Raw genomic sequence first — 26,064 nt, 5'->3', positions numbered from 1 at the left:
GCGCAATCGCTACCCGCACGAATTCTCCGGCGGCCAGCGCCAGCGCATCGCCATCGCGCGGGCGATGATCCTCAAGCCCAAGGTGGTCGTCCTCGACGAACCGACGTCGGCGCTCGACCGCTCCGTCCAGAAGCAGATCGTCGAACTGCTGCGCAAGCTGCAGGCCGACCATGAACTGTCGTATCTGTTCATCAGCCACGATCTCGCCGTCGTGCGCGCCATGGCCGACTACATCATCGTCATGAAGCAGGGCAATATCGTCGAGGAAGGGCCGACCGAGGCGATCTTCAGCAATCCGCAAGCTACCTACACGCAGACGCTGATGGCTGCGGCCATCGACGTCACACGGTTTCGGTTGAGTGCATAGCGCGGCCGGTCAGGACTGCAGCAGGTGGTGGGTGAAAGGCACGTCCCTCGGTATCCTGCATCAAGAAACACACGAGGCAGCACTGAAGCGCGAGGCAGAAACGGAAGCTCAGGCTATCCGCGTTAACATTCAGGATGATAAGGTGGACTTTGAGGACAAGGTCGAGGCTTGGCCCGAGTGCTACCGAGCCTGCCGCCTGGTCGTCGCCGGCCCGAGAATCTGGACACGGCGATTTCTTTGAGGCCGCGTCCCTTCGATCGACAGACGCGGTAGGCATTGCATGAACATCGTGATGTTTACCAACACATTCACCCCGCATGTCGGCGGCGTTGCACACAGCGTTGCGTCGTTGTCGGAGATGCTGCGCGAGTTGGGGCATGCAGTCCTGATCGTCGCGCCGGACTATGCGGAAGCAGCGCGATCAGAAAGTGATATCCTTCGCATCCCGGCGATCCAGAATTTTAACGGGAGCGATTTTTCAGTGCCGATCCCGTTCACCCGCTCCCTTGAGAAGACACTGAACGCCTTCGAACCGGATATCGTCCATTCGCACCACCCGTTTCTTCTCGGCGACACCGCCCTTCGCATCGCGGCTTCGCGAGCGTTGCCGACGATATTTACCTATCACACCCGCTACGAACTCTACGGCCACTACGTTGCGCAGGATGCACCGGTCCTCCAACGGCTCGTGCTCAGCCTCGCGGCTGGCTACTGTGATCTGTGCGAGCATATCATCGCTCCAACTCGCAGCATTGCCGACCTCTTGCGCCACCACGATGTCACCAAACCGATCACCATAATCCCGACCGGGATCGACTTGGCCAGGTTCGCCGAAGGAGATCGGTTGAGATTGCGGAGCCGGTTGGGACTAGCGGAAACCGATTTCATCGTCGGGCACGTAGGCCGGCTGGCGCCGGAGAAGAACCTGACTTACCTCACTGAAGCAGTTTGCCTGTTTCTTTCGCAAAATGAGCGCGCGCATTTTGTTGCCGCCGGCGACGGTGCGTCGGCGTCCGAAATGCGCCGAATGCTGGACGAGGCGGGTCTTCAGGGCAGATGCCATCTGCTAGGCGTGGTCGAAGGCGCCGAACTGGCCGACGTCTATGCCGCCATGGACGTCTTCGCCTTCTCGTCGCGGTCCGAAACCCAAGGTCTTGTGCTTGTCGAGGCGATGGCGACCGGCGTTCCCGTCGTTGGGCTTAATGAACCTGGAGTCCGTGAGGTGGTACGCAACGGAAAGAACGGCTATCTCCTGTCAGCCGATGCGTCCCCAGGCCAATTCTCCAAGGCTCTCGCCAGAGTCCGTGCGATCACTGCGCCGGGCCGAGCGGCATTGCAAGAAGAAGCCAAACAGACTGCGGCCTCCTATTCACGATCCTCGACCGCGCAGCAGACCGTCGATCTCTATTCGCAGGCTGTCGCAAGCCATGCCGGTGCCAGAGCTACCCGCACTCGTTCGTTTGAGGCGACGCTCGAAGGTCTCAAGCAGGAATGGAGAATCCTCGCTAACCTTGCCAATGCCGTCAAGGACGCGGTGGCGACGCGCAGTGATTCCGAAAAGTGACGGCTGTGGGACGCTGCGTTTGCGCCCCGTCTTCGCCGGCCCTATCCGTTCCGCTGAATGAGGAATTTCATCGGCACGATCCGAGCGCGCCTGTTAGTCTCGATGCATCATCGATGCTTTTGCCGAGACATCAGCTCCGCCCTAGGAGCAGACGCCCCCAAAACGGACCTGAAATCTAGTCACCGATGCGATATCTGCTTCGTCAAATGGCTTGGCCGCCTGCGAAACACCTTGTTGAGGTCAGGCATGTCGCGGACAGCGCCGCCAAACTTCGAGGGTGTGGTCGCTGAACCCTGTGGCACGGCTCCCGGGCGACCGTGATGGCTTCGACCGACTGGTGCGCAAAGCGCTTTCCGTAGGCATTGCTTCTTCGGTGCGCAGATTTGTGACGGCGGTCGTGATCTGGTTCGCCGAGCCCATAAAGCAACGCTGATGTTGATCCCTGGCATCATCGCCGTGTGATGCCAAGCCGGCGTGTGAGCAAATGCGGCAACATTAGCAAGTGGAACAAACCGACAGCCGGTGAGTTTTCAAGATGAAGGGCGATCTGTTTCGGAGGAAGACTAGGATGAAACGCGTCCTTGCACAAAATGCGGTACGACTGATGCTGGGCGGCGTGACCGCCTGTCTGCTTACGGTCGTCGAGATTCCCAACCCGGTTGCGCCATTGTCGCTTGTGTCCGAGGCAAGGGCTGCCACTGACGTTTCCATTTCGATCAGCACATTCTATGACGACCTGTCTTCCCATGGTGATTGGGTTTCGTACCACGGAGCGACCGTTTTCGTCCCGGTTGATGTCCCCGACGATTGGCGTCCGTATACCATTGGACACTGGGTCTATACCGAGCAGTATGGCTGGCTCTGGGTGTCCGATGAGCCGTTCGGCTGGGCGACCTACCATTACGGCCGGTGGGGCTATGCCGACGACATCGGCTGGTACTGGGTTCCCGGCACTCGTTGGGCGCCAGCATGGGTGAGCTGGCGGCGTGAAAGGGAGCACATCATCTGGGCTCCGCTGCCGCCGCGCCGCGATCCCGATTTGATTTCTATCGAGGTGACCTTCGACACCACGCCGGATTTTTACTGGGTCGTGGTCCCCACCCGCGAATTCCTTGCTGAGGACATTTCCGTCGTCGTTATCCGTGATGAGCCGGAGTTTGTGCGCATTGTCGAAGCGGCCGAGCCGGCCGGCGACGTGACGATCCAGAACAACGTGGTGATCAACAAAGTCATTGATGTTGATGTGATCGAGAAAGAGACGAGCCAGGAGGTGACTGTCGTCGAGGTCAGCGAGACCGAGACGCCCGAGCAGGCCGGTAAATTGGAAAACAATACGGTCACGGTCTTTGAAGGTGAAGTGAAAGCCGATCCCGATGCCAAACCAGCTGAGCTCAAAGACATCGAGGAGGTGAAGCAGGTTCAGGCAGGCCGGAAATCGAAGCCGACCGAAGGCGCAGCAACGACCGAACAGGCACCGGCGACCGGCGAAGAGGTTGAGCCGGAAGAGACCGCCAAGCCTGAGAAGCCGACGAGCGAGGAGCAACCGACCGTTGAGCAGCAGCAGGCCGAGCCGGACCAGGCGGCCAAACCTGAGAAGCCGAAGGCGAAGGAGCAGCCTGCCGCCGAGCAGCAGCAGGCCGAGCCGGAAGAGACCGCCAAGCCTGAGAAGCCGAAGGCCAAGGAGCAGCCTGCCGCCGAGCAGCAGCAGGCCGAGCCGGAACAGGCGGCCAAGCCTAAGAAGCGGAAGGCCAAGGAGCAGCCTGCCGCCGAGCAGCAGCAGGCCGAGCCGGAACAGGCGGCCAAGCCTGAGAAGCGGAAGGCCAAGGAGCAGCCTGCCGCCGAGCAGCAGCAGGCCGAGCCGGAGCAGGCGGCCAAGCCTGAGAAGCCGAAGGCTGAGGAGCAGCCAGCCGCCGAGCAGCAGCAGGCTGAGCCGGAACAGGCGGCCAAACCTGAGAAGCCGAAGGCCGAGGAGCAGCCCGCCGCCAAGCAGCAGCAGGCCGAGCCGGAACAGGCGGCCGAGCCCAAGCCACAGAAGCAAGAAAACAAGGCGTGCGATCCGCAGACTGGGGCGAACTGCTAGGTGTGCGGGTACAGACTACGGCACCGCGATCGTTCCACCGCGGTGCCCGCTGAACGGCGACGCGCGCCAAAGCTGCGAACCCTCGCCATGCGGATGATCGCGTCCTTGACGGCTCGGTGCGCCGGCTGAACGGCAATCGGCGGTGATTGGGCAGTCATTTCGCGGAATATCGCGCCATTCAACGTTCTCCGCCGCGCACGAGCGTGTGGAGTCCAGTCCGGAGCATCCATTGCGAGCACCTCTCCGGAGCGGGTCTAAACCATCTCGCCGTCGGTACCCCGAACCTGTCTTCAAGAGCGTTGGTGGTAGTTCTCGCGAGGTCAACTTCTAGCGTTCACCTCAAGCACCCCGAAAGACCGCTATTAGGGCACTTGCCGACATCGCTCAGTTTCGATTACCTGTGCCTTGCCTCGCTTGACAGAGGACTTCTTGCGACCGCAAGGTCTCGTGATGCAGACGATTAGTTGGAATAAAATTGCTCGTGGTGCGGCCGTCGGGGCAATCGTGCTGATGATTGGCACAAATGTGCCTGGGTCGGCGCGTGCCGACGGCTCGCTCCTTCTCACAAGCCCGTCTCAGCCAGCCAATGTCGGCGACGCGATGCTGGCGGCCGCCAGTTATCATAATTCCGGCGCATATGATCGCGACCTTGCTGCCGTGGCGAAGCAGGCCGGCGATTGGATCGTCAAGCGCGCAATGGAGGTGCCTCGCCCCGCACTGGTGCTCGATATCGACGAGACGGCTTTGGCCAACTGGGAAGTGATCACACGTGACAATTTCGGCCGCCCGATCGGCGGCGCCTGCGACATCGCAATCGACGGTCCCTGTGGCTGGGCCGCCTGGGACCAGCTCGCGAAGGATCCGGCCATCGACCCTGTGCTGGAGGTCTTCCGGCAGGCGCGAACGGCGAAAGTCGCAGTATTCTTCATCACCGGACGTCCGGAGGACCAGCGTCAGGCGACCGAACAGAACCTGCAATCGGCGGGCTATGCCGGCTATGAGCAACTTTATATGGTCCAGCCGGGAGCCAAATATGGTTCCGCCGCTGATTTCAAGGCACCCGTAAGAGCCGAAATTGAAAAGGCCGGCTACACGATCATTGCCAATGTCGGTGACCAGCCATCCGACCTGTTCGGGGGACACGCCGAGAAGCTGTTCCTGCTGCCGAATCCGTTCTACAGGGTTCGCTGACGGCCTGTACTGCGCAAGCCCGGACGCTAGGCTCCTTGCCGTGCAAACCATCTGCGCTGCCCATCGAAATGCACGCTAACCTTCGCTGCATCACTGGGGAAGATCCAGGATTGGCGCATTGTGCCGTTTCGGAAGGCAGCAGATAATCGGCGATTAGATCAGTTGGGGTAGGCGGGCTGCATTATCTCTGGGCCGTTCCGGGCCTGAACAGCACGGAGCTGATTCGCAGAATTTTGCCGAAGCAGAAGTTTCGGCGGATGCTTGGAAGGCAAATCATCGACTTTAAGGGCAGGGCGCCGGCGATGCCTCCTCCAGGGCGCGCTGGCTGAGTTCCGCCGCGTCCTGAAGCTCGGCGGGCGGCAGGTGTTCATGGAGCATGGCGGCGGAGAGACTCCGATCCCCGAGCACGCTGCAAAGGCATCTTGTCGGACTGAGGGGCTGGCTCCCGGTGCTGCCATCTGATGCGCGAGCCAGCGGGCTGATCTCGGACGCCGGTTTCACCATCCAGCGCCAGGAAAGAAGGCGGTTTCCCGCGCGACTCTGGCAGCTCGCAGTCCACACCGCGCGGAAAGCGCTCCCCGGCGCTGAAACAAACGAAACACTTCGCGTTCGGCGCGGAAAAACGCCTGAAACAGGGATGGTTTAAATGCAATGGCAACGCTGCATCCCGCGGCGCTAATCATGGAGTGTTGCAATGTCGATAATGCGAGCAGCTTACCGCTCTTTCCGGGACTACCGCGTTCACCGTATGGCGGAACGGACTCTTGCGGCAATGGACGATGCCTTCCTGAGGGACATCGGGATCAGCCGGTCCGAAATTGGTTTGGTGGTCCGCGGCTTGAAGCGCGGCCAAGAAGACAAGGCGGGCTGAAACCATGAAGCTTTCATTTAGGCTCCCGCTACTGGCCTGTGCGAGCGCGGCCGCCCTTCTGGCGGCGCCCGCTGCCAATGCCCATGAAACGGGCGTTCCGCATCGCCAGGCCAAGGCGGCGGTTGCAGAGGATTCGACAAGCGTCCCGCTGTTCGAAAATCTCGGCAGTCATTCCTACCCTGTCACCACCGCCAACCCGCTGGCGCAGGCCTATTTCGATCAGGGCCTGCGCTGGGCGTGGGCGTTCAACCACGCCGAAGCGCAGCGCGCTTTCAGGGCCGCGCAGAAGCTGGACCCGACCTGCGCCATGTGTTTCTGGGGCGAGGCCTACGTGCTCGGCCCCAACATCAACGCCGGCATGGGTCAGGAGGCGGCCGCCAACGCCGCCGAGGCCGTAGCGCAGGCGCGCAAGCTAGCGCACCTCGCCTCCAGTCGGGAAAAGGATCTTATCGCCGCGCTCTCCAAGCGCTACAGCGCCGATACTTCGGCCGATCAGGGCGCCCTGAACCAGGCCTATGCCGCGGCGATGGCGGAACTGGCAGACCGCCACCCGCAGGACGACGAAATCGCCACGCTCTACGCTGACGCGCTTATGAACCTGATGCCCTGGGACTACTGGCTTGACGGCGGAGCAACGCCAAAGCCGGAGACGGTCAAGCTTGTGGCCTCATTGGAGCGGGTGCTGGCGCGCAATCCGGATCATGCCGGCGCGATCCATCTCTATATCCATGCCGTCGAAGCGTCCACGACGCCGGAAAGGGCCGAAGCTCATGCCGACCGGCTTGCCGCCCTCATGCCCGGCGCCGGACACATCGTGCACATGCCAGCGCACATCTATCACCAGGTCGGCCGGTGGATCGACAGCCTGGAGATCAACCGCGAGGCGGTGGCAGCGGACGAGGCCTATTTCGAGCGCGTCGGCATAGCGCCGGAGAGCACGCCCGGTGTCTACACGGACGGCTATTATCCGCACAACCTGCATTTCCTGATGACCTCCGCACAAATGGCGGGCGACGTCGAGGCAATCGCCGAGGCCGCCAAAAAGCTCGAATCCCTGGTCTCCAACACCACGGCCAGGAAGGTGGCCGGGCTGCAGCCGATCAAGGCGGCGACCTATTTTGCGCACGCCCAGTACAGCGATCCCGAGGTCATACTCGCGCTGCCGCTGCCGGCAAACGCCCTGCCTTATGTCGAGGCGACCTGGCGATATGCGCGGGGCGTCGCCTTCGCCGCAACGGGCGCGAGCGAGGCGGCGCGCGCCGAGACCGCCGCAATCCGCAAGCTCGCTGCCGAGACCGATTTTTCCACGGAGACGGCGGGAGGACTTCCGGCGCCGGATTTGCTGGAATTGAGCGCGCTGATCGTGGAGGCCCGCATTGCCCAGCACCAGGGCAACCTACGGGAAGCGCGCAATAAGCTTGAGGCGGCGGTCGCGATCGAGGACGGCCTTGCCTATATGGAACCGGCCTACTGGTATTTTCCGGTCCGACAGACCCTCGGTGCGGTCTACATGGCCATGGGTGAGCACGAGACGGCCGCGGCAGCCTTCGAGCACGTCCTGGAGCAGACTCCAAACAACGCCTGGGCGTTGTGGGGCCTGCGCGAGGTTTTCCGCAGGACCGGCAGGACAGCGGACGCCGAAGAGATGGATGCGCGCTTCAAGGCCGCCTGGGTGGGAGCGCCGGATTTTCTCGGCATCGAACGGCTCTGACCCGCGCTTAAGGTGCCGGCGCCGTTGTCGGCTCAGGAAACGTGTCGCAGCCTCGCAACCCGGCGGCTGCGGCACACAATCCCAGGTCGAAAAAGACATGCTTGGCCTGTACGCCTGGCCATTCAGTGCCACACGTCATAGTGGAAACGCAACGCAGATGGACCCCGAAAATCAGAGCGGGCTATCCCCTGGAGCCACAAAGTCGCAATACCTCAGCCGCAAGGGCTGAGGCGCTGGTCCAACCAGCCGGCGGCGCGCTCAAGCGTAGAGGTAACCCATGCCGCGGATCGTCCTGATCACCTCCGGCTTGGAGGGATCGACCTCGATTTTCTTCCGCAAGCGCGAAACGCGAATGTCGATGCTGCGATCGAAGGGATCCCATCCGCGGTCATGGGCGAGTTCGAGCAATTGATCGCGGTTGAGTACTCGTCCGCGATGTTCGCTGAATACTTTCAGAAGCCGGAACTCCATCGCGGTGATCGCTATTTCGACCCCCTCGGCGTTGTATAATTTGTGTTCGTCCGGGTCGAAGCGGCACTTGCCGAACTGGACCTGGTGAGGGCCCGGAGTACTCGCTTTCTCCGCAGCGCGTTCGCTCGCCGATGTTCTGCGCAGCACGGCCTTCACCCGCGCCAGCAGCTCCCGCAGGTCCACGGGCTTCGCGACATAATCGTCGGCGCCAATCTCCAATCCGACAACGCGGTCGACGATTTCCGCCGATCCGGTCAGCATGATAATGGCAACGTCTGAGTGCTCTCGTAGATATCGCGCCAGGGAGAGGCCATCCTCGCCTGGCATTCGGATATCCAAAATGACCACATCGACGTGCTGGCTATTAATAACTTCACGCAGGGCAGGCCCCGCGTTGGCCGGCGTCACGGCATAGCCATGATGCTCCAGATATTCCGCTACCGTGTCGCGGATATCCGGTTCGTCATCGCAGACAACTACGTGTGCGTGCGTCGTCAAAATCGACCACCGAGCAACTAGCCTAATGGATAAGCTGCCCCTAAAGTGACGTGCAAATCAATGGATCTGTCAAGTATTGTTGTTGACCAGATTCGAGACAAACGAAAGGAGCTCGTTAGGTTTGATCGGTTTCTCAAGATAGGGCCGTTTCGCGGCGCGCAGGAACATCTGCGCGTCCGGGCTGATCGTGTCCCCCGTCAGGAAGGCTAACCTGTCGAGCTCGGCCGGATGGAGCTTGGCAATCTGGTTGAATAATCCCCGTCCATCCATGTTCGGCATTTTCAGATCGCTCAGGATCAGCGCGAAAGTGCGGTTCTTGAGGTGCAGCAGCGCTTCTTCGCCGGATCTGGCAATGGTGACCTTGAAACCATCTCGCCTGAGCACCTCAGCGACCAGCTCACCAACTTCCTCTTCGTCGTCCACCACCAGACAAGCAATGCCGGTTGAATTCGGGAGCTCGTCTTCGGCCGTTTCGGCTCGTTCCTCGAGACGGTCCGAAGCAGGCAGCGAAAGTATGAAGGTCGAGCCACCCCCCTCGGGGGATTCGACCTCGATGGTTCCTCCATGGGATTGAACGATCCGATGACAGAAGGACAGCCCGATCCCAGTCCCTGCCCCAATCTCCTTGGTCGTGAAGAACGGCTCGAAAATGCGGGGAAGTATCTCTTTGGGAATTCCCGGGCCCGTGTCGGCAACGCTGACGACTATGTTGCCGGTCGTGGGATGAAGCCGCGTTGAAACCGTGATTGTCCGTCGCCCGTCCCAGCCGTGCAGCGCCTGTTCTGCATTGACCAGCAAATTGATCAGCACCTGGCCAAGCTGATCGGGATCCGCCCAGATCGGAGGAAGGCCAGGTTCAAGATGAACTGAAAGCCCGATGTCCGACGATCGAATCGAATAGCTCGCCACTTCCACCGCTTCGGAAATAATGTCGTCGATCGCAACGTTTGAGGTTCGCGTCGGCTGCTGTCTGGCCATAGCCAGGAAAGTCTTGACGATCCTGGCGCAGCGTTCGGCTGCCTTGCTCATCTTGTCGGCGCGTTCCACGACCTTGGCGTCGGTTGCGGTCTCCTTCAACAGCGATGACAGGCCAAGCACCACCGAGAGCGGATTGTTCAGCTCATGCGCCACCCCCGCCAGCAATCCGCCGAGCGCCGACATTTTTTCGTTCTGGTGCAGCGTCTCGCGCTGCCGCTCCAATTCCTGCTGCATTTCGATACGGTCGGTGAGATCGTAGGCGTGGGAAACGATCACCTTCTCACCGTGGTAATCGATCAGTCGAGACGAAATCGAACACCAGCAGGTCCCACCGTCCTTGCGTTTGAGCTGGGTTTCGAAATCGTCGACCAAGCCCGTCGCGAGCAGCCGCTCAACGTATCGCATCCGCTCTGAAGGATCGACATAGTAGTCGATGGCGCTGGTGACGTTGCCGAGCAGCTCAACGGTGGCGGGACTGCGGTAGAGCAGCTTCCCGTCATGCGCGCGGGTCATCTGGATGTTGACGGGGCAGGCTTCGAGGACTTTACGGACCATTTCATCCGCTTCCTTAGCGGCCTCCTCGGCCCGCTTGCGCTCTGTAATATCGACACGGGTGACCACGAACCCGCCTTCGCGGGTCGGACAGTTCGAGACGAAAAACCAACCCCCGTCCGTATGACGGAATTCCTGTTGCCGGAACTCGCGGCGGTCCCTTGCCCTCTCGGCAAGCCAGTCGTCGATTTTGTCCCGTGGAACCGGAAACTGGTTGCGCTCTGCGGTCACGCGGAGGAACTCGAACCAGTTCACCCCGGGAACGAGCACATCCGCGCTTATCGCGTGCATTTGGCGGTACCTGCTGTTGGCCAGCACCAGGCAATCGTTCCTGTCGTAGAGGGCAAACCCTTCGGCCAGAGATTCGATCGCGTCGATCAGCCGCTCGTTGGCCTTGCGCGTTTCTTGCTGGGCGGTGATCATGTCGGTGATATTCGTCGTGTTCGACACTATCACCTGCCTTCCCTGGAAATCGATCAGGCGAGCGGAAATCGAAGCCCAGAAGGCCTTGTTCTCGGTGTCGTACTGTTGGACCCGAAAATCATCGATCCTGCCCTTTTCGATCAGGGTGCGCTCCAATGTTGCGCTATAATCTGGATCGACATAGTGGTCGGTTATTCGAGGACGGTCGGCGTAGAGATCTCTTGTGGCAGGATTGCGGTAGAGCGTTTCTCCCTCGAACGTGGTCATGCGTATCGGCGAAGGGCAGGCATCGAGCACCTTTTGCAGCAGTGCCGTGGCGTCGCGCTCGAAAGCCTCGGCCTTCTTTCGCTCGCTGATGTCGGCGCGCGTTACGACGAAGCCGCCAAGATCGGTGGGATGTATCGAAACAGAGTGCCATTTGCCGTCTGAGAGGGGGACCTCGAAATGGGAGTGGAACTCGATCCGGCCTTGAATCCGCTCGTCGAGCCACTCATCTTCGCGTCCAACCGCATTGCGGTACACGCCGCGCTTGGCGGATTCGCTAAGGAGTTCGTTCCATTCCACGCCCGGTTCAACGAGATCCCGCACCGGGTGGTTCAGCTCGCGGTAAAGGCTGTTGCACATGACCAGGCGGTGATCTTCGTCGTACAGTGCGAATCCCTCGGAGAGTGATTCAACGGCGTCTGCGAGCATCTCTCGCGCCGCAGCGACTTCGCCGTCACGCTTCTTCTGCTTGGTCACATCGGCGATGCCGGCGAGAACCACTCGCCGGCCCTGGAACTCGACGATCCTGAGATTGCCCGTGGCCCAGAACTCTTGGCCGTCGGGTCTTTTGAGAAGCACCTCGCAATTTTCGACGACGCCCTTTTGCATGAGCTCCCGATTGATTTCCCGGTGTTTCTCGGGGTCGACAAAGTAGTCGCCGAGCCGCACCGTCTGGCGTCGCGCCTTTTTGCTCCATCCAAGCAGCCGTTCGGCAGCATTGCTCTGGTAGATGAGTTCCCCCGAACTTGCATCGTTCATCCATACCGGCAACGGATGATGCTTGATCAGGAAACCGAACAGATCCTCGCGCTGCTTACGTTCCGTGATGTCCAATACCCCGATGATGAGCGAGGGGCGCCCGCCATAAACGCCGCGACGGCAGTTGGTCGAGCACCAGACGGTCGATCCGCTTGTGTTTCTAAGCTGGATTTCGTGATCCCGCACGATCTCGGTGTTGTTGGCGAGAGAACTGATTTCATCGAATTCGCCAGTATTCACGAAATGATCCGTCAGGAATTGTGGCTCGTGCGGGGTCCATTTTCGGGCAAGCAGGTTCGACGCGTCGAGGCTTTCGTAGAGGATCTGCCCGGTTCCCGCGTCCACCACCCAAACGGGCAGCGGGTGACTGTCCGTGATGCAGCGGAATATCTCCGCGTTTTCCTGGTGCGCGATCTGCGCTCGCTTCATGTCGGTGATGTCGACGCTTACCAGGGCCATGCCGCCATCCGGCCGAGGATGTGCCGTGAGCAACTTCCACCGCCCATCCAATGTCTCAGCTTCAACTGGACCCTTGTCGATTTGCGTCCATCGCGCCGCGGCGCTTTCAACGAACGTGTTGCCCGGTTCGATGGGGCGGCCGTCGAAACTTTTCAGATGTGAGAGGGCTTCGGCGACTGCGGCAATGGCATCCATCGGCTGCATCTCGCCGCGATCGACCCGCTGGTTTCCAAATATCTCCGGATTGCTGTCGACGAGAACATTGTTGGCGTCAAAAAGGGCATAGCCGGTCTGTGTGGATGTGACTGAATTGTCAGGCCGCATGGTCGTTCCCTTTGTTCGCGTGATCGCCCGAGGGCGGATACTAGACCCTCTTTGTTTCAGCACACATTCAGACGCCGCGTGATTTGTTTCAACTGTTTCGGCGCGTGGGAGTCTTCGCCAGCGCTGACAGGAAACGAAACTCTATCCGATCCTCAGGAAAAACGGCCGAAACACGAGTGGCCTAGATTGCACGGCCGATACCACGGCTCGAGCAAACGACTCGGACCAGCCACAAAATGCCGCCTGTCATCCCCGTGGGGCGCGCGCTGAAACAAACGAAACACTCCCACCGCACCACAGAAAAACGTCGGAAACGAAGGCGGTGTATGACAAGAAGAGCCGCAATGCGGCAGATTCAACCGGCGAAACGCAAATGTCCAGCGCCCAGGACGAACAATCTAGTCTTGGCGAGTCACCGACGCGTCTTGCTCCGAAACCTGAGGGTTCAATATGGATAAGCCAGTTACTTCGTACGATTTCCCCGCCCGGCTCCTCGCGAGCCTTATTGACCAAAACCATCCGGCCTATGAAGAGGCTCGCGGGCTCTATAACGCCATGATCGACAAGCGGCCGCGCTGGATCGTCCCCTGCGCCGAGGTCGCCGACGTCGTCGCGGCAGTCAATCATGCCCGAGAGAAGCATTTGCTTCTTGCCATTCGCGGCGGCGGCCACAACGGTCCAGGCTTCGGCAGTTGCGACGGCGGAATGGTCATCGACATGTCGCCGATGAAACGGGTCGATATCGATCCCAGGACTCGCACGGTCCGCGTCGAGGCCGGCTGCACCCAAGGCGATGTCGACCGCGCCACCAGCGCTCATGGGCTGGCGGTGCCGGCGGGCCTCGTCTCGACCACAGGCATCGCCGGACTGACGCTGGGCGGCGGCACCGGCCATCTAACGCGCAAACACGGCCTCACCATCGACAATCTGCTTGCGGCCGAGGTCGTGCTGGCCGACGGCAGCGTCGTGACGGCCAGTGAGGACGAACACCCGGAGCTGTTCTGGGCGCTGCGCGGCGGCGGCGGCAACTTCGGCGTCGTGACGCGCTTCACATTTCAGGCGCATCCGGCGAAGGATGTCTATGCCGGGCCGATCTTCTTCGACATCGAACATGCCGCAGAGATCATGCGCTGGTACCGCGACTTCCTGCCCGGAGCGCCGCGAGAGCTCGGGATGTTCTTCGGCATCAAGACGGTGCCCTCCTGCGACCCTTTCCCGCGCGAGATCTGGGGAAGGCGCATCTGCGCGCTGATCAGTTGCTACAACGGCGCGGAGGAGGACGGCATCCGGGCGATGCAGCCCGTGCGCGACGCGCTTCCCAAGCCTCTGATGGACGGTATGATGCAGATGCCCTTCGTCGATCAGCAGGCGCTGTTTGATCCGCTGCTGCCGAAGGGCTTGCAGTGGTACTGGAAGGGCGATTATGTCGACGAGCTGTCCGATGCGGCCATCGCTGCCCATGCCGAGCACGGCTCGAAGACCCCGAGCGAGCTGTCGCTGATGCATCTCTACCCCATCGACGGAGCGGTCCAGGAAGTGGCTCCGGACGCCACCGCCTGGGGAGCGCGACGAGCGCGTTGGTCCATGGTTATCGCCGGCATCGACCCCGACCCGACGAAGGCGCCGGAGCTGAGGCGCTGGGCAAGCGAGTATTGGGCCGCGGTGCACAAGCACAACCCGCATGGTGGCGCCTATATCAACTTCATGATGGATGATGAAGGCGAGGCGCGCGTACGCGCCGCCTACGGCGCCAACTATGAGCGGCTCGTCGCGGTCAAGCGCAAATACGATCCGGCGAACCTCTTCCGCGTCAACCACAACATCCGGCCGTAAGCCGAGGCTGAGCCTGTCCGTCCTTGGGTCGCGCCGAGGCGGGCATCAGCTGGTTGGGGTGCGCAGCCCGATCGGGTGCGTTTCAGTAGAACTCCCCTCGGCTGCAGCTTTGAGATCTGCGTCGTCAGTCCGGAGCCGCGCCCAGTCGTGAGTAAGCACCGCCAAGCGCCACCAGTTCATCATGCGGACCTTGTTCGACGATGCCGGTATCGGCGACCACCACGATGCGATCGGCATTGCGAATCGTCGCCAGCCGGTGCGCGATCACCAGTGTCGTTCGGCCCTGCGCAAGCTCTGCCAGCGACTGCTGGATTTCCCGCTCGGTCCGCGTGTCGAGTGCCGACGTCGCCTCGTCCAGGATGAGGATTGTCGGGTTCTTCAGGAACATGCGCGCGATTGCCAGCCGCTGCTTCTGACCGCCCGAAAGCTTTACGCCACGCTCGCCAATGATCGTATCGAGGCCTTCCGGCAGAGAGGCGATGAGGTCGTGGAGGCGCGCGCGGCGCGCGGCCTCGACGATTTCGCTCTCGACCGCGTCCAGCCGGCCGTAGGCGATGTTCTCGCGGATCGTACCGCCAAACAGGAACACGTCCTGCTGCACGATACCGATCTGGCCGCGCAACGAGGCCAGTGTCATGTCGCGGATGTCCAGACCGTCGACGGTGATGGCGCCGCTGTCGACTTCGTAAAAACGCGGCAGCAGCGAGCACAGGGTCGTCTTGCCGGCGCCGGACGGCCCGACGAAGGCGATGGTTTGTCCTGCTGCGATGTCGAGATTGATGTTCTTCAAGACCGGCCGTTCGCCGCTATAGCCGAAGCTGACATCGCGGTAGCTGATGTCACCTTGCAGCGTCGGTGTGTCAACAGCACCAGGCCGATCCGCGATATCAGGCTCAGTGTCGAGGAGAGCTGCATAGCGGCGAAATCCTGCGATGCCTTTCGGATAGGTTTCGATCACCGAATTGATCTTGTCGATCGGCCGGAAGAACACGTTGACCAGGAGCAGGAAGCCAACGAAGCCGCCACTGGAAAGTTCGCCACGCAGCACGAGGTAGCTTCCGGCGATCATCACCACCAGTTGGATCAACCGCATGCTCATGTAGCTCAGCGACGTACTGGCGGCCATGATGCGATAGGCATCGAGCTTGGTCTTGCGGTAGCTGGCGTTGTCACGCGCGAACAGGTTGCGCTCGTGGTCTTCATTGGCGAAAGCCTGCACCACCCGCATGCCGCCGACGTTCTCCTCGATGCGAACGTTGAAATCGCCGACCCGCCCATAAAGCGCCTGCCAGTTGCGCGTCATGCGCGCGCCATAGCGGCTTGTCACCCAAGCGACGAGCGGAACAATTGCCGCCGTAATCAGTGCAAGCTGCGGATTGACCAGGAACATCAGCGCGAAAGCGCCGAAGAACGTCATGATCGCGATGAACAGGTCTTCCGGGCCATGGTGGGCAACCTCGCCGATTTCCTCCAGGTCCTTGGTGACCCGGGCGATGAGGTGACCGGTCTTATGATTGTCATAGAAGCGGAACGAGAGCTTCTGCAGGTGATCGAAGCTCTTCCGGCGCATCTCGGTCTCGATATTGATGCCGAGCATATGACCCCAGTAAACCACGACCGCCATCAGTCCGGTGTTCACCGCATAGATGGCAAGCAGGCCGGCCGACGCAGCAAGGATCAGCAGCCATTGCTGAGTCGGCAGCAGTTCGTCGACGAACAGCTTGACCGCCATCGGGAACCCGAGCTCCAGCAGGCCGGACAGAACCGCGCAGCAGAAATCCAGGATGAACAGAGCCTTCCAGGGGCGGTAGTAGGAGAAAAACCTAAGCAGCATTGGAACGCTTTTTCTGGTTCGAAGGTCTGGACTGCCAGGAGCATGGCTGACGAGGGCCTGTCGCCACAGGCATTCATGCGGGCGACTGCTCATGAGGCCGACCTTGTCTGGAGGGATAGCTTACGATAAGTGGAGTGTAAATATCATATTATGAGGTCTCTATGCTGACTGCAACCACGCGCTGCGAAACACCGAATGCGGGCAAATATCTCCAGCAGCTTTGCAAACATTTCGTGCACAAGGTGGACGTCGCTTATAACGATGGGCATGGGCAGTGCCGGTTTTCCTGCGGCACTGCTACCATGAATGCCGGTCTCGAAGGGCTGGACATAGTGGTGGAAGCGGCCGACACCGGTGCATTGACCGAGACCAAGGTCATCGAATCGCATCTCGTCCGGTTCGCCTTCCGCGAAAATCTGCAGCCACTGGCCTGGCGCGATTGAATCGTCATCGACACGGAGCATGCTCATGAGATGGCTCAAGTCGGTCCTGGCGTTGCCGGCACTGGCGCTTTTCCTCGTTCAGGCGTTCGCAACCGAGATCGAAACCGCGAAATGCCCGGTGACGGTCGGAAAGACGCCGCAAACGCTCGCGGTGTTCGACATTGCGGCAGTCGATACGTTGAACAGCCTGGGCGTGAAGATCGCCGGTCTGCCCGATAAGCTCTATGTGCCCGAACTCGCAGGATTGAAGGACCGTGCGGAAATCGTCGGCACCCTCTTCGAGCCCGATCTGGAGGCCCTGAGCGCGCTTGCGCCGGACCTCATCATTGTCGGCGGGCGCTCCTCGCCGCAACTGGCGGCGACGAGCCGGATTGCGCAGAGCATCGATATGACGATGGACGGCGATGACCTGTTCGCGCAGGCAAGGCAGCGCCTGACGGCTTACGGCGCTCTCGTCGGCAAGCCGGCCGAGGCGGCGGCGCTTGCTTCGGAACTCGATGACGCGCTCTTGTCGACACGTGCCGCCGTCAAGGGCAAGGGCACGGCGCTGGTCCTGATGACCAGCGGCCCGAAAGTGACCGCCTACGGCAAGGAGTCCCGCTTCGGTTGGCTGCATTCGGCACTCCAACTCACGCCGGCCGTCGAGGATGTTGAGGCCGCCACCCACGGCGAAGCGATCTCCTTCGAGTTCATCCGCGACGCCAATCCGGACTGGCTTATCGTGCTCGATCGCGCCGCGGCGATCGGTTCGGGGGAGCAGAATGCCAGGGCGACGCTCGCCAATGAACTGGTGGCCGAAACCACGGCCTGGAAGAAAGGGCAGGTGGTCTACATGCCGGCAGCCGATTTCTACATCGCTGCAGGCGGCGTCCAGTCGACGAAGCGCGTGCTTAAGACCATTCGTGACGCTTTCTCGCGGACCCAATGACCGCCGGATCGCTTGGCTCTCAAGGCTTCGCTTATCAGGCAATCGGCGCCGCAACCCTGCTGGCGCTCTTTGTGGCCAGTCTGTTCGTCGGCGTCGGCGAGCTTGCCATAGGCAGTCTGGCTGCAGACCCGGAAGCGTTGCGGCTGATCATGATCAGCCGCTTGCCGAGGACGTTGGCGGCACTTCTGGCCGGCAGCGCCTTGGCCATCGCAGGGCTTGTGATGCAGACGCTTGCCCGCAACCGTTTCGTCGAGCCGTCGACAGCGGGAACCGCGCAATCCGCGGCGCTCGGCATACTGGTCGTGACGCTCGTGTGGCCCGATGCGTCGCTTGGATGGAAAGCGGCCGGCGCGGCCGTCACCGCTCTCGCCGGGACATCCGTTTTTCTCATGCTCGCGCATAGGCTGCCGCCAACACAACCTTTTCTTGTTCCGCTGTTCGGATTGGTCTATGGCGGCGTCATCGGCGCTGCCGCGACCTTTGCCGCATGGCACCTCGATCTTCTGCAGTATCTCGAAGTGTGGATGACGGGCGAGTTTTCCGGCGTCCTGCGCGGGCGTTATGAACTGTTGTGGGTTGCGGGCGCACTCGTCGTATTGGCCTGGTGGACAGCCGACCGCCTGACGATGCTTTCGCTGGGCAGGGACGTCAGCATAGGGCTCGGTCTGAACTATACCGGGATGCTTCGGCTCGGCCTGGTCATCGTCTCGGCCATCACCGCGCTGACCGTGGTCGTTGTCGGAACGATCCCGTTCGTCGGCCTTGTCGCGCCCAACATCATATCGCGCTTCGCTGGTGAAAACCTGCGCCACACCTTGCCATGGGTCGCCGGCGGCGGCGCAGCGTTGGGGCTTGCCTGCGATATCATTGGCAGGCTCATCCGTTTTCCTTACGAGGTTCCGGTCGGCACGATCCTGGGCGTCGTCGGGGCGGTGCTTTTCCTCGTCCTGCTGCTTGGCCGAAACAGCAATGACTGAAGTCGCGATGCAACGCGGCCTGGTGCGGCACGAGGGCCGCCTCGCGACGATGGCGGCGGCCGCAGTGGTGGTCGGCGCGGCGTTCATGACGATCGGCCTGCGCGGCGATCTCGCCTTCGTGATCGAGCTGCGTGCCCTGCGGCTGGCAGCGATGGTTCTGGTCGGCGTCGCGGTGGCGGTTTCGACGGTCGTGTTTCAGACCGTTTGCGCCAACCGCATCATCACTCCATCGATTATGGGGCTGGATTCGCTCTACGTCTTTTGCCAGACCGCGCTTGTGTTTTCGCTGAGCGGTTTCGGCTTTGCCGGCATCGATCCCCGCCTGCACTTCCTCGGCAATTTCACCGTAATGACGAGCCTCGCGCTGGCGCTGTTTCTGCCGATGCTTCGCCGGCGTTTCGACCTGACGCTGATGCTGCTGACGGGCGTCGTGCTGGGCGTGCTGTTCCGATCGCTGACGACATTGCTGGCGCGGCTGCTGGATCCGAACGATTTCGCCGTGCTGCAAGGTGCGGTCTTCGCCAGCTTCAATACGGTGGAACCCGGTCTCCTGCTGTTGGCTGGCGTGATCACCGTGGCGGGTGTCGCCATCGCCTGGCGGGCGCGACATGTTCTCGATGTGCTCGCGCTGGGCACCGACACAGCCATCGGGCTCGGCGTGGCGTGGCGCGGCACGGCTGCCGGGCTGCTGGTTCTCGTCGCCGCGCTCGTATCGGCGTCGACGGCGCTGGTTGGGCCGATGGCCTTCCTGGGCCTGCTGGTGGTTTCGCTCACTGAGCGCATCGTCGGCACCAACCGGCACGCCATCCTTCTGCCGGCAGCCGCGTTCACGGCGATAATCGTGCTCGTGGGCGGCCAGACAATCCTCCAGCACGCTCTGGGCGGGGAAGGCAGCCTCGGCATCGTCGTGGAATTTGCCGGCGGCATCGTATTCCTTGCCATTCTGTTTGCCGGGGGCCGGCGATGATCGAGATTGCAGGCGTCTCCCTGGCTCTTGGCGGCAGCCGCATTTTGGATAATGTCAGCCTGACAGTGCCGAAGGGCGGCGTCACGGCGCTTGTCGGACCGAATGGCGCCGGCAAATCCAGCCTGTTGTCGTTGATCGCCCGCCTGCGACCTCTGCAAAGCGGCCGCATCACAGTCGACGGGCTGCCGGTCGATACGACGCCGAGCCGGCAGTTGGCCAAGATCATGGCCATCCTGCGACAGGATCCCGGCGTCGTAAGCCGCCTGCGCGTCGTTGAACTGGTGGGGTTCGGTCGTTTCCCGCATCACCGCGGGCGGCTGACGGCGGAAGACCGTGAAATCATCGCGGCGTCGCTCGAGCAGTTCGATCTCAGCGACCTGGCGCTGCGCTTCATCGACACTTTGTCAGGCGGGCAACGGCAGCGCGCCCTCGTCGCCATGACCTTCTGCCAGGGAACGGATTACATCCTTCTCGACGAGCCGCTGAACAATCTCGACATGTTTCATGCAAGAAATCTCATGCGGACGCTGAGACGCATCGCCGACGAGCACGGCAAGACCGTGCTTATCGTACTCCACGACATCAATCATGCAGCCTCGTACGCCGACCGTGTCGTCGCGATGAAGGATGGCGCCGTTGTCGCAATGGGCGAGACCGGTGACGTCATCCGGCCGGACATACTGGAGAGCATTTTTGGCTTCTCGATGCGGGTCGAAAACGTCGCCGGTCGGCTGACCGTCCTGCACCACGCCTGAGAATCTGCACCACGCCTGAGAATGCTTCCGCGGCTGCGGCGCTCGAAGAGCACAACAGTTACAATGGCTTGCATAAAACTGGATTTTTACTATCAAGTTTATTGCGACAGCGCAACCGATGGGTTAAGGCAGTCCTACAGGCGCGGTTCGCGCCAGCCGGGGCTACCGTAATCGAGGGGATTTAGCCGATGTCATCCGATCTGTTGCGAGCGCTGACCGTCAGCACCGCGATGTCCATCTTCTTGTGTCCCGACGCGCTGGCGCAGTCTGCCCCCGTCCCAGAAACGGAAGCCAGGACGAGCGCCACCGAAGAAAATGAAGACAGCCAAGCTCCCGCTGGGGGTACGCAACTCGACACGATTCTCGTCCTCGACGTGGGGGCGGGCGCCAACGCGACGGCCGGCGCCAACCTGATCACCATCGACCAGCAGGAGATCGACCGCAAGAAACCGCAGGATTTGAGGGAGGTATTCTCCGGTGAACCGCAGATCGCCGTCGGCGGTGCGATCCCCAGCACGCAGAAGATCTACGTCAATGGCGTCGATGAGAACAATCTGGCCGTGACTGTCGACGGGTCACGACAAAACAACAAGGTGTTCCACCACAACGGCACCTATCTGCTCGACCCGGCACTGCTGAAGGCAGCGTCAGTGCAGGCAGGCGTTGCGCCGGCCGATGCCGGTCCGGGCGCGCTCGCGGGTTCGCTTGGATTCGAGACCAAGGACGCCGTTGATCTGCTCGAACCTGGCCGCAATTTCGGCGGTTTCGTCACCGGCATTTGGGATACCAACAGCGAAACATTCACCACCGGCGTGAGCGCCTTCGGCCAGCAGGACGGGTTCGAGTATCTCGGCTACATCAACTACGGCCGTGGCGGCAACTTCACCGCCGGCAACGGCGAGGAGATGCCGGGGACCGGCACCGATCTCATCAGCGGACTCGCCAAGGTCGCTTACGAGAGTGTCGAGGGCCATCGTTTCGAGCTCAGCCACGAGCAGGTCCGCGACGACGCGCTGCGCCCCTATCGCGCCAACGTCTATATCGATAATGGCGCGGAGCCGGTGACCCGTAACTACGATCTGCGCCGACAGAATACGGTTTTCACATATACCGACACCTCACCGGAAGGCTGGTGGGATCCGAAGGTCGTGCTTGCATATTCCCGGACCGAACTGGGCACAGAAGTTACAGCCCCTCGCGGTCCCCAGGCAGGTGTCACTGGGCCAGCCTTTGGAGAAACGAGCAGCTTCAACGGCAAGGTCGAAAACCGCTTTTCGCTCGACGTCGGAAGCGTCACCGCGGGTTTCGATTTCTACAGCGACAAGGCCGCACTGGAATCGCGTTTTCCCGGGTTCTTCGAATTTGCCGGCGAACGCGCCAGCAACGTCGGCGCCTATGCCCAGGCTCGCCTGGAGCCGTTCGATCGGGCGAGGATCTCCTTCGGCGCACGTGGAGACCATCAATGGTTCACCGGCGTCGACGATTCGGATTGGAACAACGCGGGCCTGAGTGGCAACATTTCCGGCGAATACGATCTTGTGCCGGAGTTCCTGACCGTCAAGGCCGGCACCTCGCATGTCTGGGGCGGTGTTCCGCTGGCGGAGAATTTTATCCAGAACCCACTCTGGACCTATGGCGACGGCCCGGAGCCGGTGACGTCCGACAACTACACTGCGGGGCTCGAAATGCGTTACAGCGGCTTCACCTTCGAGGCCAACGTGTTCCGTACGAACGTCGACAGCGCACGCCTGCCGGTCTACGGGCGCGAGCCATACCTTCCCGGGAATACATCGATCCGAACGCTCGACCTCGTTTCCAAGGGCTGGGAAATCGGCGGCCGCTATGATTGGGACTCCGGCTTCGTCAGCCTGAAATATGCCGACATCAATGCCGACGTCGACGGCGAGCCGGCTGACACGGAAATCGGCCGCTATTTGACGACACCTCTCGGTCAAATCGTGATGATCGGCGCCGGCTACACGTTCGACGATTGGGGCGTCAAAGTCGGTGGCGACATCGAAATCGCCTTGAAGACCGACAGGACCCTGGTGCGGCATTCGACCGATCCGGCAAGCGCAAAGAAGGAACTGCCGGGCTATGAGGTGGTGAACGCCTACCTCGAGTGGACGCCGCCTTCAAAGCCGAACTTCACGCTGCGCGCCGACGCGCTCAACATCTTCGACGAGACCTACACCGATCGCGCCGCCTACGGGCAGGATTTCGCCGGTGTGATGCCGCACTACGATCCCGGCCGCTCGTTCCGGCTGAGCGCAACGGCACGGTTCTGACGTTGGAAAACGTCGGCGTGGGCAATTGCCCACGCCGGCTGCCAAAACGATGTTCGCCTTCGATGCTCAAGCGACGCCGGCGCGGATCGGCGCGTCGCGATCGGCCTTGAGGAGATGCATGTTGCGGGCGTCGTTGGCGAGTATGTTGAAGCAGTCGCCGCCGAACCATTCCAGCGAGGCATCTACCTCCTCGCGCTCGAACAACTCATCGAAGAATTGCAGATAGTCCACCGCGCCATCGAAAAGCGCGGTCATGCCCGCCCGCTTTCCGGCCGCGGCATAGACGTTTGCCGGCTCGAAGACGGCGAGGTCGGCACGCGAGCGTACATTCTTCAGATGATAGTGCCGGATATGCGGCAACAGCGCGCGATGCGCGGCGACCGGATCGTCACCACCTTCCCAGACGTGCAAAGTGTCGAAATTGATCCCCAGCGCAGGATGATCGACCTCCTCGAGCAGGCGCTGCGTCGACGACAGCGTATCGGCAAGCGTTCCTGGATGTGTCTCCACCAGTATCTCGCAACCCTGGTCCTGCGCTATCATGCAGGCGTCCTTGAGCCGCGCCGACAGTCGCCAGCGCGCTTCTGGCGAGGTGTCCCGGCTTGCCGACTTGCCGGCGAACGTACGCACCTTGCGGGCGCCCCAGCGGCCGGCCAGGCGGCAGAGGTTCGACGTGGCGTGACGCAGCGACGCCAAATCCTCATCGAGAGGCAGATAGTCGCTGAGCATCGGCACCGAAAGGCCGAATACCGCCATCCAGTCGGCGTTGCGATCGGTCATATGCTGCATATTGCGCGCGTGTGCTCCCCAGAGTTCGATGCCCTGGAAGTCGTTCGCCGCCGCCCATCGCGCGATGTCCTCCAGCGACAGCAGATGATGGCGGAACGTGATCGTGCAGAGCGACAGCCTCATGCGACGGCGTCCTCGACATCGTGGCGTGGGGCGTGCAGGAAGCCGCGCGTGTCGCACCACACCCGATAGGTTTGGGCGAGACGGCGCTTCAGCGAGCGCTCGATCGCGTCCAGAACATCGAGTTTTTCAAACACCCGCGCCGCCAGTGCTTCGTTACCTGTCTGGCTGAGCTTCATGATGGCGTAGTGAAGCGCCTTGAATTCCTGGATCAAGGATTCGATGTCGTCGCAGATCGTGTCGAACTCGGCGTTGGAAAGCTGCAGCGATCGCCAGAAAAAGGCAAAGCCGTGCTCCAGCGCGTATTTGCGGATCGAGATGACCGGCAGCTCGCGCAGCGCCGTCGACAATTCGGCCAGTTGCAAGCCGTCGCAGCCTTCCAAATGCGCTCGGACGACCTCGCGCGTGGCACGCGTCAAAAGATTGTCGTCCTCATGAAAACAGGCAAGGAAATAGTCGCGCAGATCGACGGCCGACGGCTTCCTGATGTCGGCAGCGTCAAAGATGAAGCCGCCGGCAACGGTCGGCTGCATGATTGCGTTGATGACTTTCTGCTTCTCGATCCTGCCTTCCCAGCGGAAATCCGGGTCGAGGACCATCCAAACCGCCGGATCCTCGGTGTATTCCAGCATCAAATAGTGCGGGAATGGATTCTGGTTGAACTTGTTCTCGCGCTCCGGCAGGTGGAAGAGATCGAGCATGACCATCAGGTACTCGCTCTCCTTTTTGCGCTCCAAAAGCTCCAGCATCGTCGCCAGGTTCTCTTCCTTCGTAGCGCCCGGCCGATACCATTGGCGAACCTTGGCGCCATACAGGCGCTCGAACCAATCGCGGAAGAAGTCGTGGTTGATTTCAGACGCGTGATACGCCAGCCGCCAGCTTTTATCGACGGCGAAACCCGCATCCCAGACGCCGAAGAAGAAGGGTCGATGGTCAAGCTGCCTTTGCTTCACCGCGTGACAGACATTGCTGACGAAGCAATGGACCTTGATGTCGACGAAGTCCTCGCCATGCACGCCGATCTGCTCGGCCGCTTCTCTTTCGGCGCGAGCGAGAACAAGCTCTTTTGCGGGCTTCACCAGTGTTCCACTTGGTTCCGGCGCCTTGACGAACAGCCGCGCCAGGTCGTCCACAGTGTCCAAATCCTGGCGACTGATCACATCCTCGGGCAGCGCGACACCGTGGTCGAGTTCGAGAGCCAGCATGATCTCGAGAATGAGCACGGAGTCGAGATACAAGTCCTCGTTCAGCCTGGCTTGCGGCGCAAAGGCATCGATGTGCTGGTTGTCGAGCTTGTCGCGCAGGATGGTCCCGATTGCGTCGAGTATTTGATCGTAGGTCATCATGCCGCCTCCGTCCGTACCGGCCCGAATTCGCCCGCACCGTAGCGCGCGGCCACGTCGCGCCGGCTGATCTTGCCGTTCGCTTGGCGCGGGATCCGCTCCACCTGAAGGATTTCAGTTGGCATCTGGTGTGCTGCAAGCCGCTCGGCGCACCATTGCCGAAGCTGCGTCCGGTCGACCGCATGTTCGGCGCTGAACAAAAGCGCGACGCGCTCGCCCGCGAATGCATCCTGCTTGCGGAAGACGACGGCGTCGCCAATGCGGGCGAACGTCATGACCACGTCCTCGACTTCCTTTGGATAGACGTTGAGGCCCGAGACGTTGATCAGGTCGTCGAGACGCGACAGGAAGACCAGCATGCCGTCGTCGCGGCGATAGCCGAGGTCGCGCGTCTCGACCGCCACGTCCTTGCGCTCGACGGTAATTTCCTTCGGGTCGCCGGCCGTCCCGGCGTCACGCAACGAGAAGCGCGGCAGCACATAGCCGACTTCATTAGCAGCTTGCACATCCGGGTTGATCGCGATGCAGCCGGCCTCCGAGCAGCCGTACTGCTGGAACATGTATTTTGATTTGGCCCTGATCTGCCTGAACCAGGATTCGGGTAAGAGGGTGCCGGATGTCATCGTTGCGTGGATATGCTCGCCAGACGGCAATAGCCTGGCGAGCGTATGCAAGATGGCCGGCGACGAGATCAGGTAGGGGCGCTCCGTTTCGCGCAGCTTGCGCAGCAGGAATTTGGGGTTCCCTGTGTCCAGTACGGCGGGCGACTGGCCGCGCTTCAGCGCCACCAGCACGCCGCAGATCAAGCCGTAGGAATGGGAGGTTGGCCCGGCGATCAACGGGGTCATGTCCTGTGGCTCGACAAACGTCGAGGTATAGCTCTCGATCTCGTCGTCTATCTCGCTCCAGGCGCGCGCGATGCATTTCGGCTCGCCGGTCGTGCCAGAACTCATCTGCAGCAGCTGTCCAGCTTCGCTCGCGCGCTCCTCGCAGATCGGCTCGCCTTCCAGCCGGTTGTAGAAAAGCCAGTTGCACTTCGCCGTCTCTGCCTGCCGGCGCGCCGCGGCATATGGTGTCGAGGGATGCAGCGGCAGCACGCTGGCACCGGCCGCGCGCGCGGCAAAGAAGAACGCCAGCCAATCCTGCGCCGCGGAGAAACAGACCGCAAAACGGTCGCCTGCGCGCTTGTCGAGTTGCGCCTCAGCCGCCATGCGGTCCGCCGCATGGCGGAAATAGGTCTGATCAAAGACCGTGTCGTTGATTGCGATCATGTTC

19 protein-coding genes are annotated in these 26,064 nt (G+C 61.5%); 13 read left to right on the top strand and 6 right to left on the bottom strand.

What is annotated here, in order from left to right; translation table 11 throughout:
• From CIT26_RS02125 to CIT26_RS02090, 6 genes are all read left to right on the top strand, one after another.
• Nucleotides 1-367: ATP-binding cassette domain-containing protein (locus CIT26_RS02125; RefSeq protein WP_143747763.1), on the top strand; the 367-nt coding region annotated here is incomplete at its 5' end.
• 280 nt (nt 368-647) lie between these two features.
• Entirely contained in the window at nt 648-1,931 is a 1,284-nt protein-coding gene (locus CIT26_RS02115; RefSeq protein ID WP_095491025.1) for a glycosyltransferase, read from the top strand.
• A gap of 535 nt (nt 1,932-2,466) precedes the next feature.
• Nucleotides 2,467-4,011 (top strand): DUF6600 domain-containing protein, encoded by a 1,545-nt coding sequence (locus tag CIT26_RS02110; protein WP_143747762.1) that lies wholly within the window; start codon nt 2,467-2,469, stop codon nt 4,009-4,011.
• 510 nt (nt 4,012-4,521) lie between these two features.
• Nucleotides 4,522-5,202 carry an HAD family acid phosphatase gene (locus CIT26_RS02105; RefSeq protein ID WP_095491023.1) on the top strand — a complete coding sequence of 227 codons (681 nt, stop codon included), beginning with the start codon at nt 4,522-4,524 and terminating at the stop codon, nt 5,200-5,202.
• A gap of 694 nt (nt 5,203-5,896) precedes the next feature.
• Nucleotides 5,897-6,073, top strand: coding sequence for a YjiS-like domain-containing protein (locus tag CIT26_RS38170; protein ID WP_095491021.1), 177 nt, complete (start codon nt 5,897-5,899; stop codon nt 6,071-6,073).
• Nucleotides 6,074-6,077: 4 nt separating this feature from the next.
• Complete coding sequence (locus CIT26_RS02090; RefSeq protein WP_095491020.1) at nt 6,078-7,784, top strand: tetratricopeptide repeat protein; 1,707 nt, start codon at nt 6,078-6,080, stop codon at nt 7,782-7,784.
• 258 nt (nt 7,785-8,042) lie between these two features.
• On the opposite strand, the gene CIT26_RS02085 is transcribed toward CIT26_RS02090, so the two are convergent.
• Nucleotides 8,043-8,753 (bottom strand): response regulator, encoded by a 711-nt coding sequence (locus tag CIT26_RS02085; RefSeq protein WP_095491019.1) that lies wholly within the window; start codon nt 8,751-8,753, stop codon nt 8,043-8,045.
• Nucleotides 8,754-8,822: 69 nt separating this feature from the next.
• The gene (locus CIT26_RS02080; RefSeq protein WP_167391245.1) at nt 8,823-12,383 is read right to left on the bottom strand and encodes a PAS-domain containing protein; all 3,561 of its coding nucleotides are present in this window, start codon (nt 12,381-12,383) and stop codon (nt 8,823-8,825) included.
• A gap of 579 nt (nt 12,384-12,962) precedes the next feature.
• Between CIT26_RS02080 and CIT26_RS02075 the strand changes: the two genes are divergently transcribed.
• Nucleotides 12,963-14,345, top strand: coding sequence for an FAD-binding oxidoreductase (locus CIT26_RS02075; protein ID WP_095491017.1), 1,383 nt, complete (start codon nt 12,963-12,965; stop codon nt 14,343-14,345).
• Between the two features lie 124 nt (nt 14,346-14,469).
• Here CIT26_RS02075 and CIT26_RS02070 read toward each other — a convergent pair whose 3' ends face one another.
• A complete protein-coding gene (locus CIT26_RS02070) occupies nt 14,470-16,179 on the bottom strand; it encodes an ABC transporter ATP-binding protein (protein ID WP_095491016.1) in 1,710 nt (569 codons plus the stop codon).
• A 161-nt stretch (nt 16,180-16,340) separates the two neighbouring features.
• On the opposite strand from CIT26_RS02070, the gene CIT26_RS02065 reads away from it, so the two are divergent.
• The 6 genes from CIT26_RS02065 to CIT26_RS02040 all read left to right on the top strand — a co-directional run bounded on the left by CIT26_RS02065 (nt 16,341) and on the right by CIT26_RS02040 (nt 22,537).
• Entirely contained in the window at nt 16,341-16,622 is a 282-nt protein-coding gene (locus CIT26_RS02065) for a DUF2218 domain-containing protein (RefSeq protein ID WP_095491015.1), read from the top strand.
• 25 nt (nt 16,623-16,647) lie between these two features.
• Nucleotides 16,648-17,550 (top strand): siderophore ABC transporter substrate-binding protein, encoded by a 903-nt coding sequence (locus CIT26_RS02060; protein WP_095491014.1) that lies wholly within the window; start codon nt 16,648-16,650, stop codon nt 17,548-17,550.
• Nucleotides 17,547-18,527 (top strand): ABC transporter permease, encoded by a 981-nt coding sequence (locus CIT26_RS02055; RefSeq protein WP_095491013.1) that lies wholly within the window; start codon nt 17,547-17,549, stop codon nt 18,525-18,527. The genes CIT26_RS02060 and CIT26_RS02055 overlap by 4 nt, the downstream gene beginning before the upstream one ends.
• Nucleotides 18,520-19,494, top strand: coding sequence for an iron chelate uptake ABC transporter family permease subunit (locus CIT26_RS02050; RefSeq protein ID WP_095491012.1), 975 nt, complete (start codon nt 18,520-18,522; stop codon nt 19,492-19,494). The genes CIT26_RS02055 and CIT26_RS02050 overlap by 8 nt, the downstream gene beginning before the upstream one ends.
• Complete coding sequence (locus tag CIT26_RS02045) at nt 19,491-20,249, top strand: iron ABC transporter ATP-binding protein (protein ID WP_095491011.1); 759 nt, start codon at nt 19,491-19,493, stop codon at nt 20,247-20,249. Before CIT26_RS02050 ends, CIT26_RS02045 begins: the two co-directional genes overlap by 4 nt.
• 188 nt (nt 20,250-20,437) lie before the next feature.
• Entirely contained in the window at nt 20,438-22,537 is a 2,100-nt protein-coding gene (locus CIT26_RS02040) for a TonB-dependent receptor domain-containing protein (protein WP_095491010.1), read from the top strand.
• 66 nt (nt 22,538-22,603) lie between these two features.
• Here the strand turns inward: CIT26_RS02040 and CIT26_RS02035 are convergent, their stop codons facing one another.
• Genes CIT26_RS02035 through CIT26_RS02025 form a run of 3 tightly spaced genes read right to left on the bottom strand, consistent with a single transcriptional unit; the run spans nt 22,604 to nt 26,060 of the window.
• The gene (locus tag CIT26_RS02035; RefSeq protein WP_095491009.1) at nt 22,604-23,449 is read right to left on the bottom strand and encodes a sugar phosphate isomerase/epimerase family protein; all 846 of its coding nucleotides are present in this window, start codon (nt 23,447-23,449) and stop codon (nt 22,604-22,606) included.
• Complete coding sequence (locus CIT26_RS02030; RefSeq protein ID WP_095491036.1) at nt 23,446-24,789, bottom strand: DUF6005 family protein; 1,344 nt, start codon at nt 24,787-24,789, stop codon at nt 23,446-23,448. The genes CIT26_RS02035 and CIT26_RS02030 overlap by 4 nt, the downstream gene beginning before the upstream one ends.
• The gene (locus CIT26_RS02025; protein WP_095491008.1) at nt 24,789-26,060 is read right to left on the bottom strand and encodes an AMP-binding protein; all 1,272 of its coding nucleotides are present in this window, start codon (nt 26,058-26,060) and stop codon (nt 24,789-24,791) included. Before CIT26_RS02025 ends, CIT26_RS02030 begins: the two co-directional genes overlap by 1 nt.
• Nucleotides 26,061-26,064 lie beyond the last annotated feature (4 nt).

This window comes from Mesorhizobium temperatum (assembly GCF_002284575.1).
GTDB lineage: Bacteria > Pseudomonadota > Alphaproteobacteria > Rhizobiales > Rhizobiaceae > Mesorhizobium > Mesorhizobium temperatum.
This window is presented reverse-complemented; position numbering and strand designations above follow the sequence as displayed.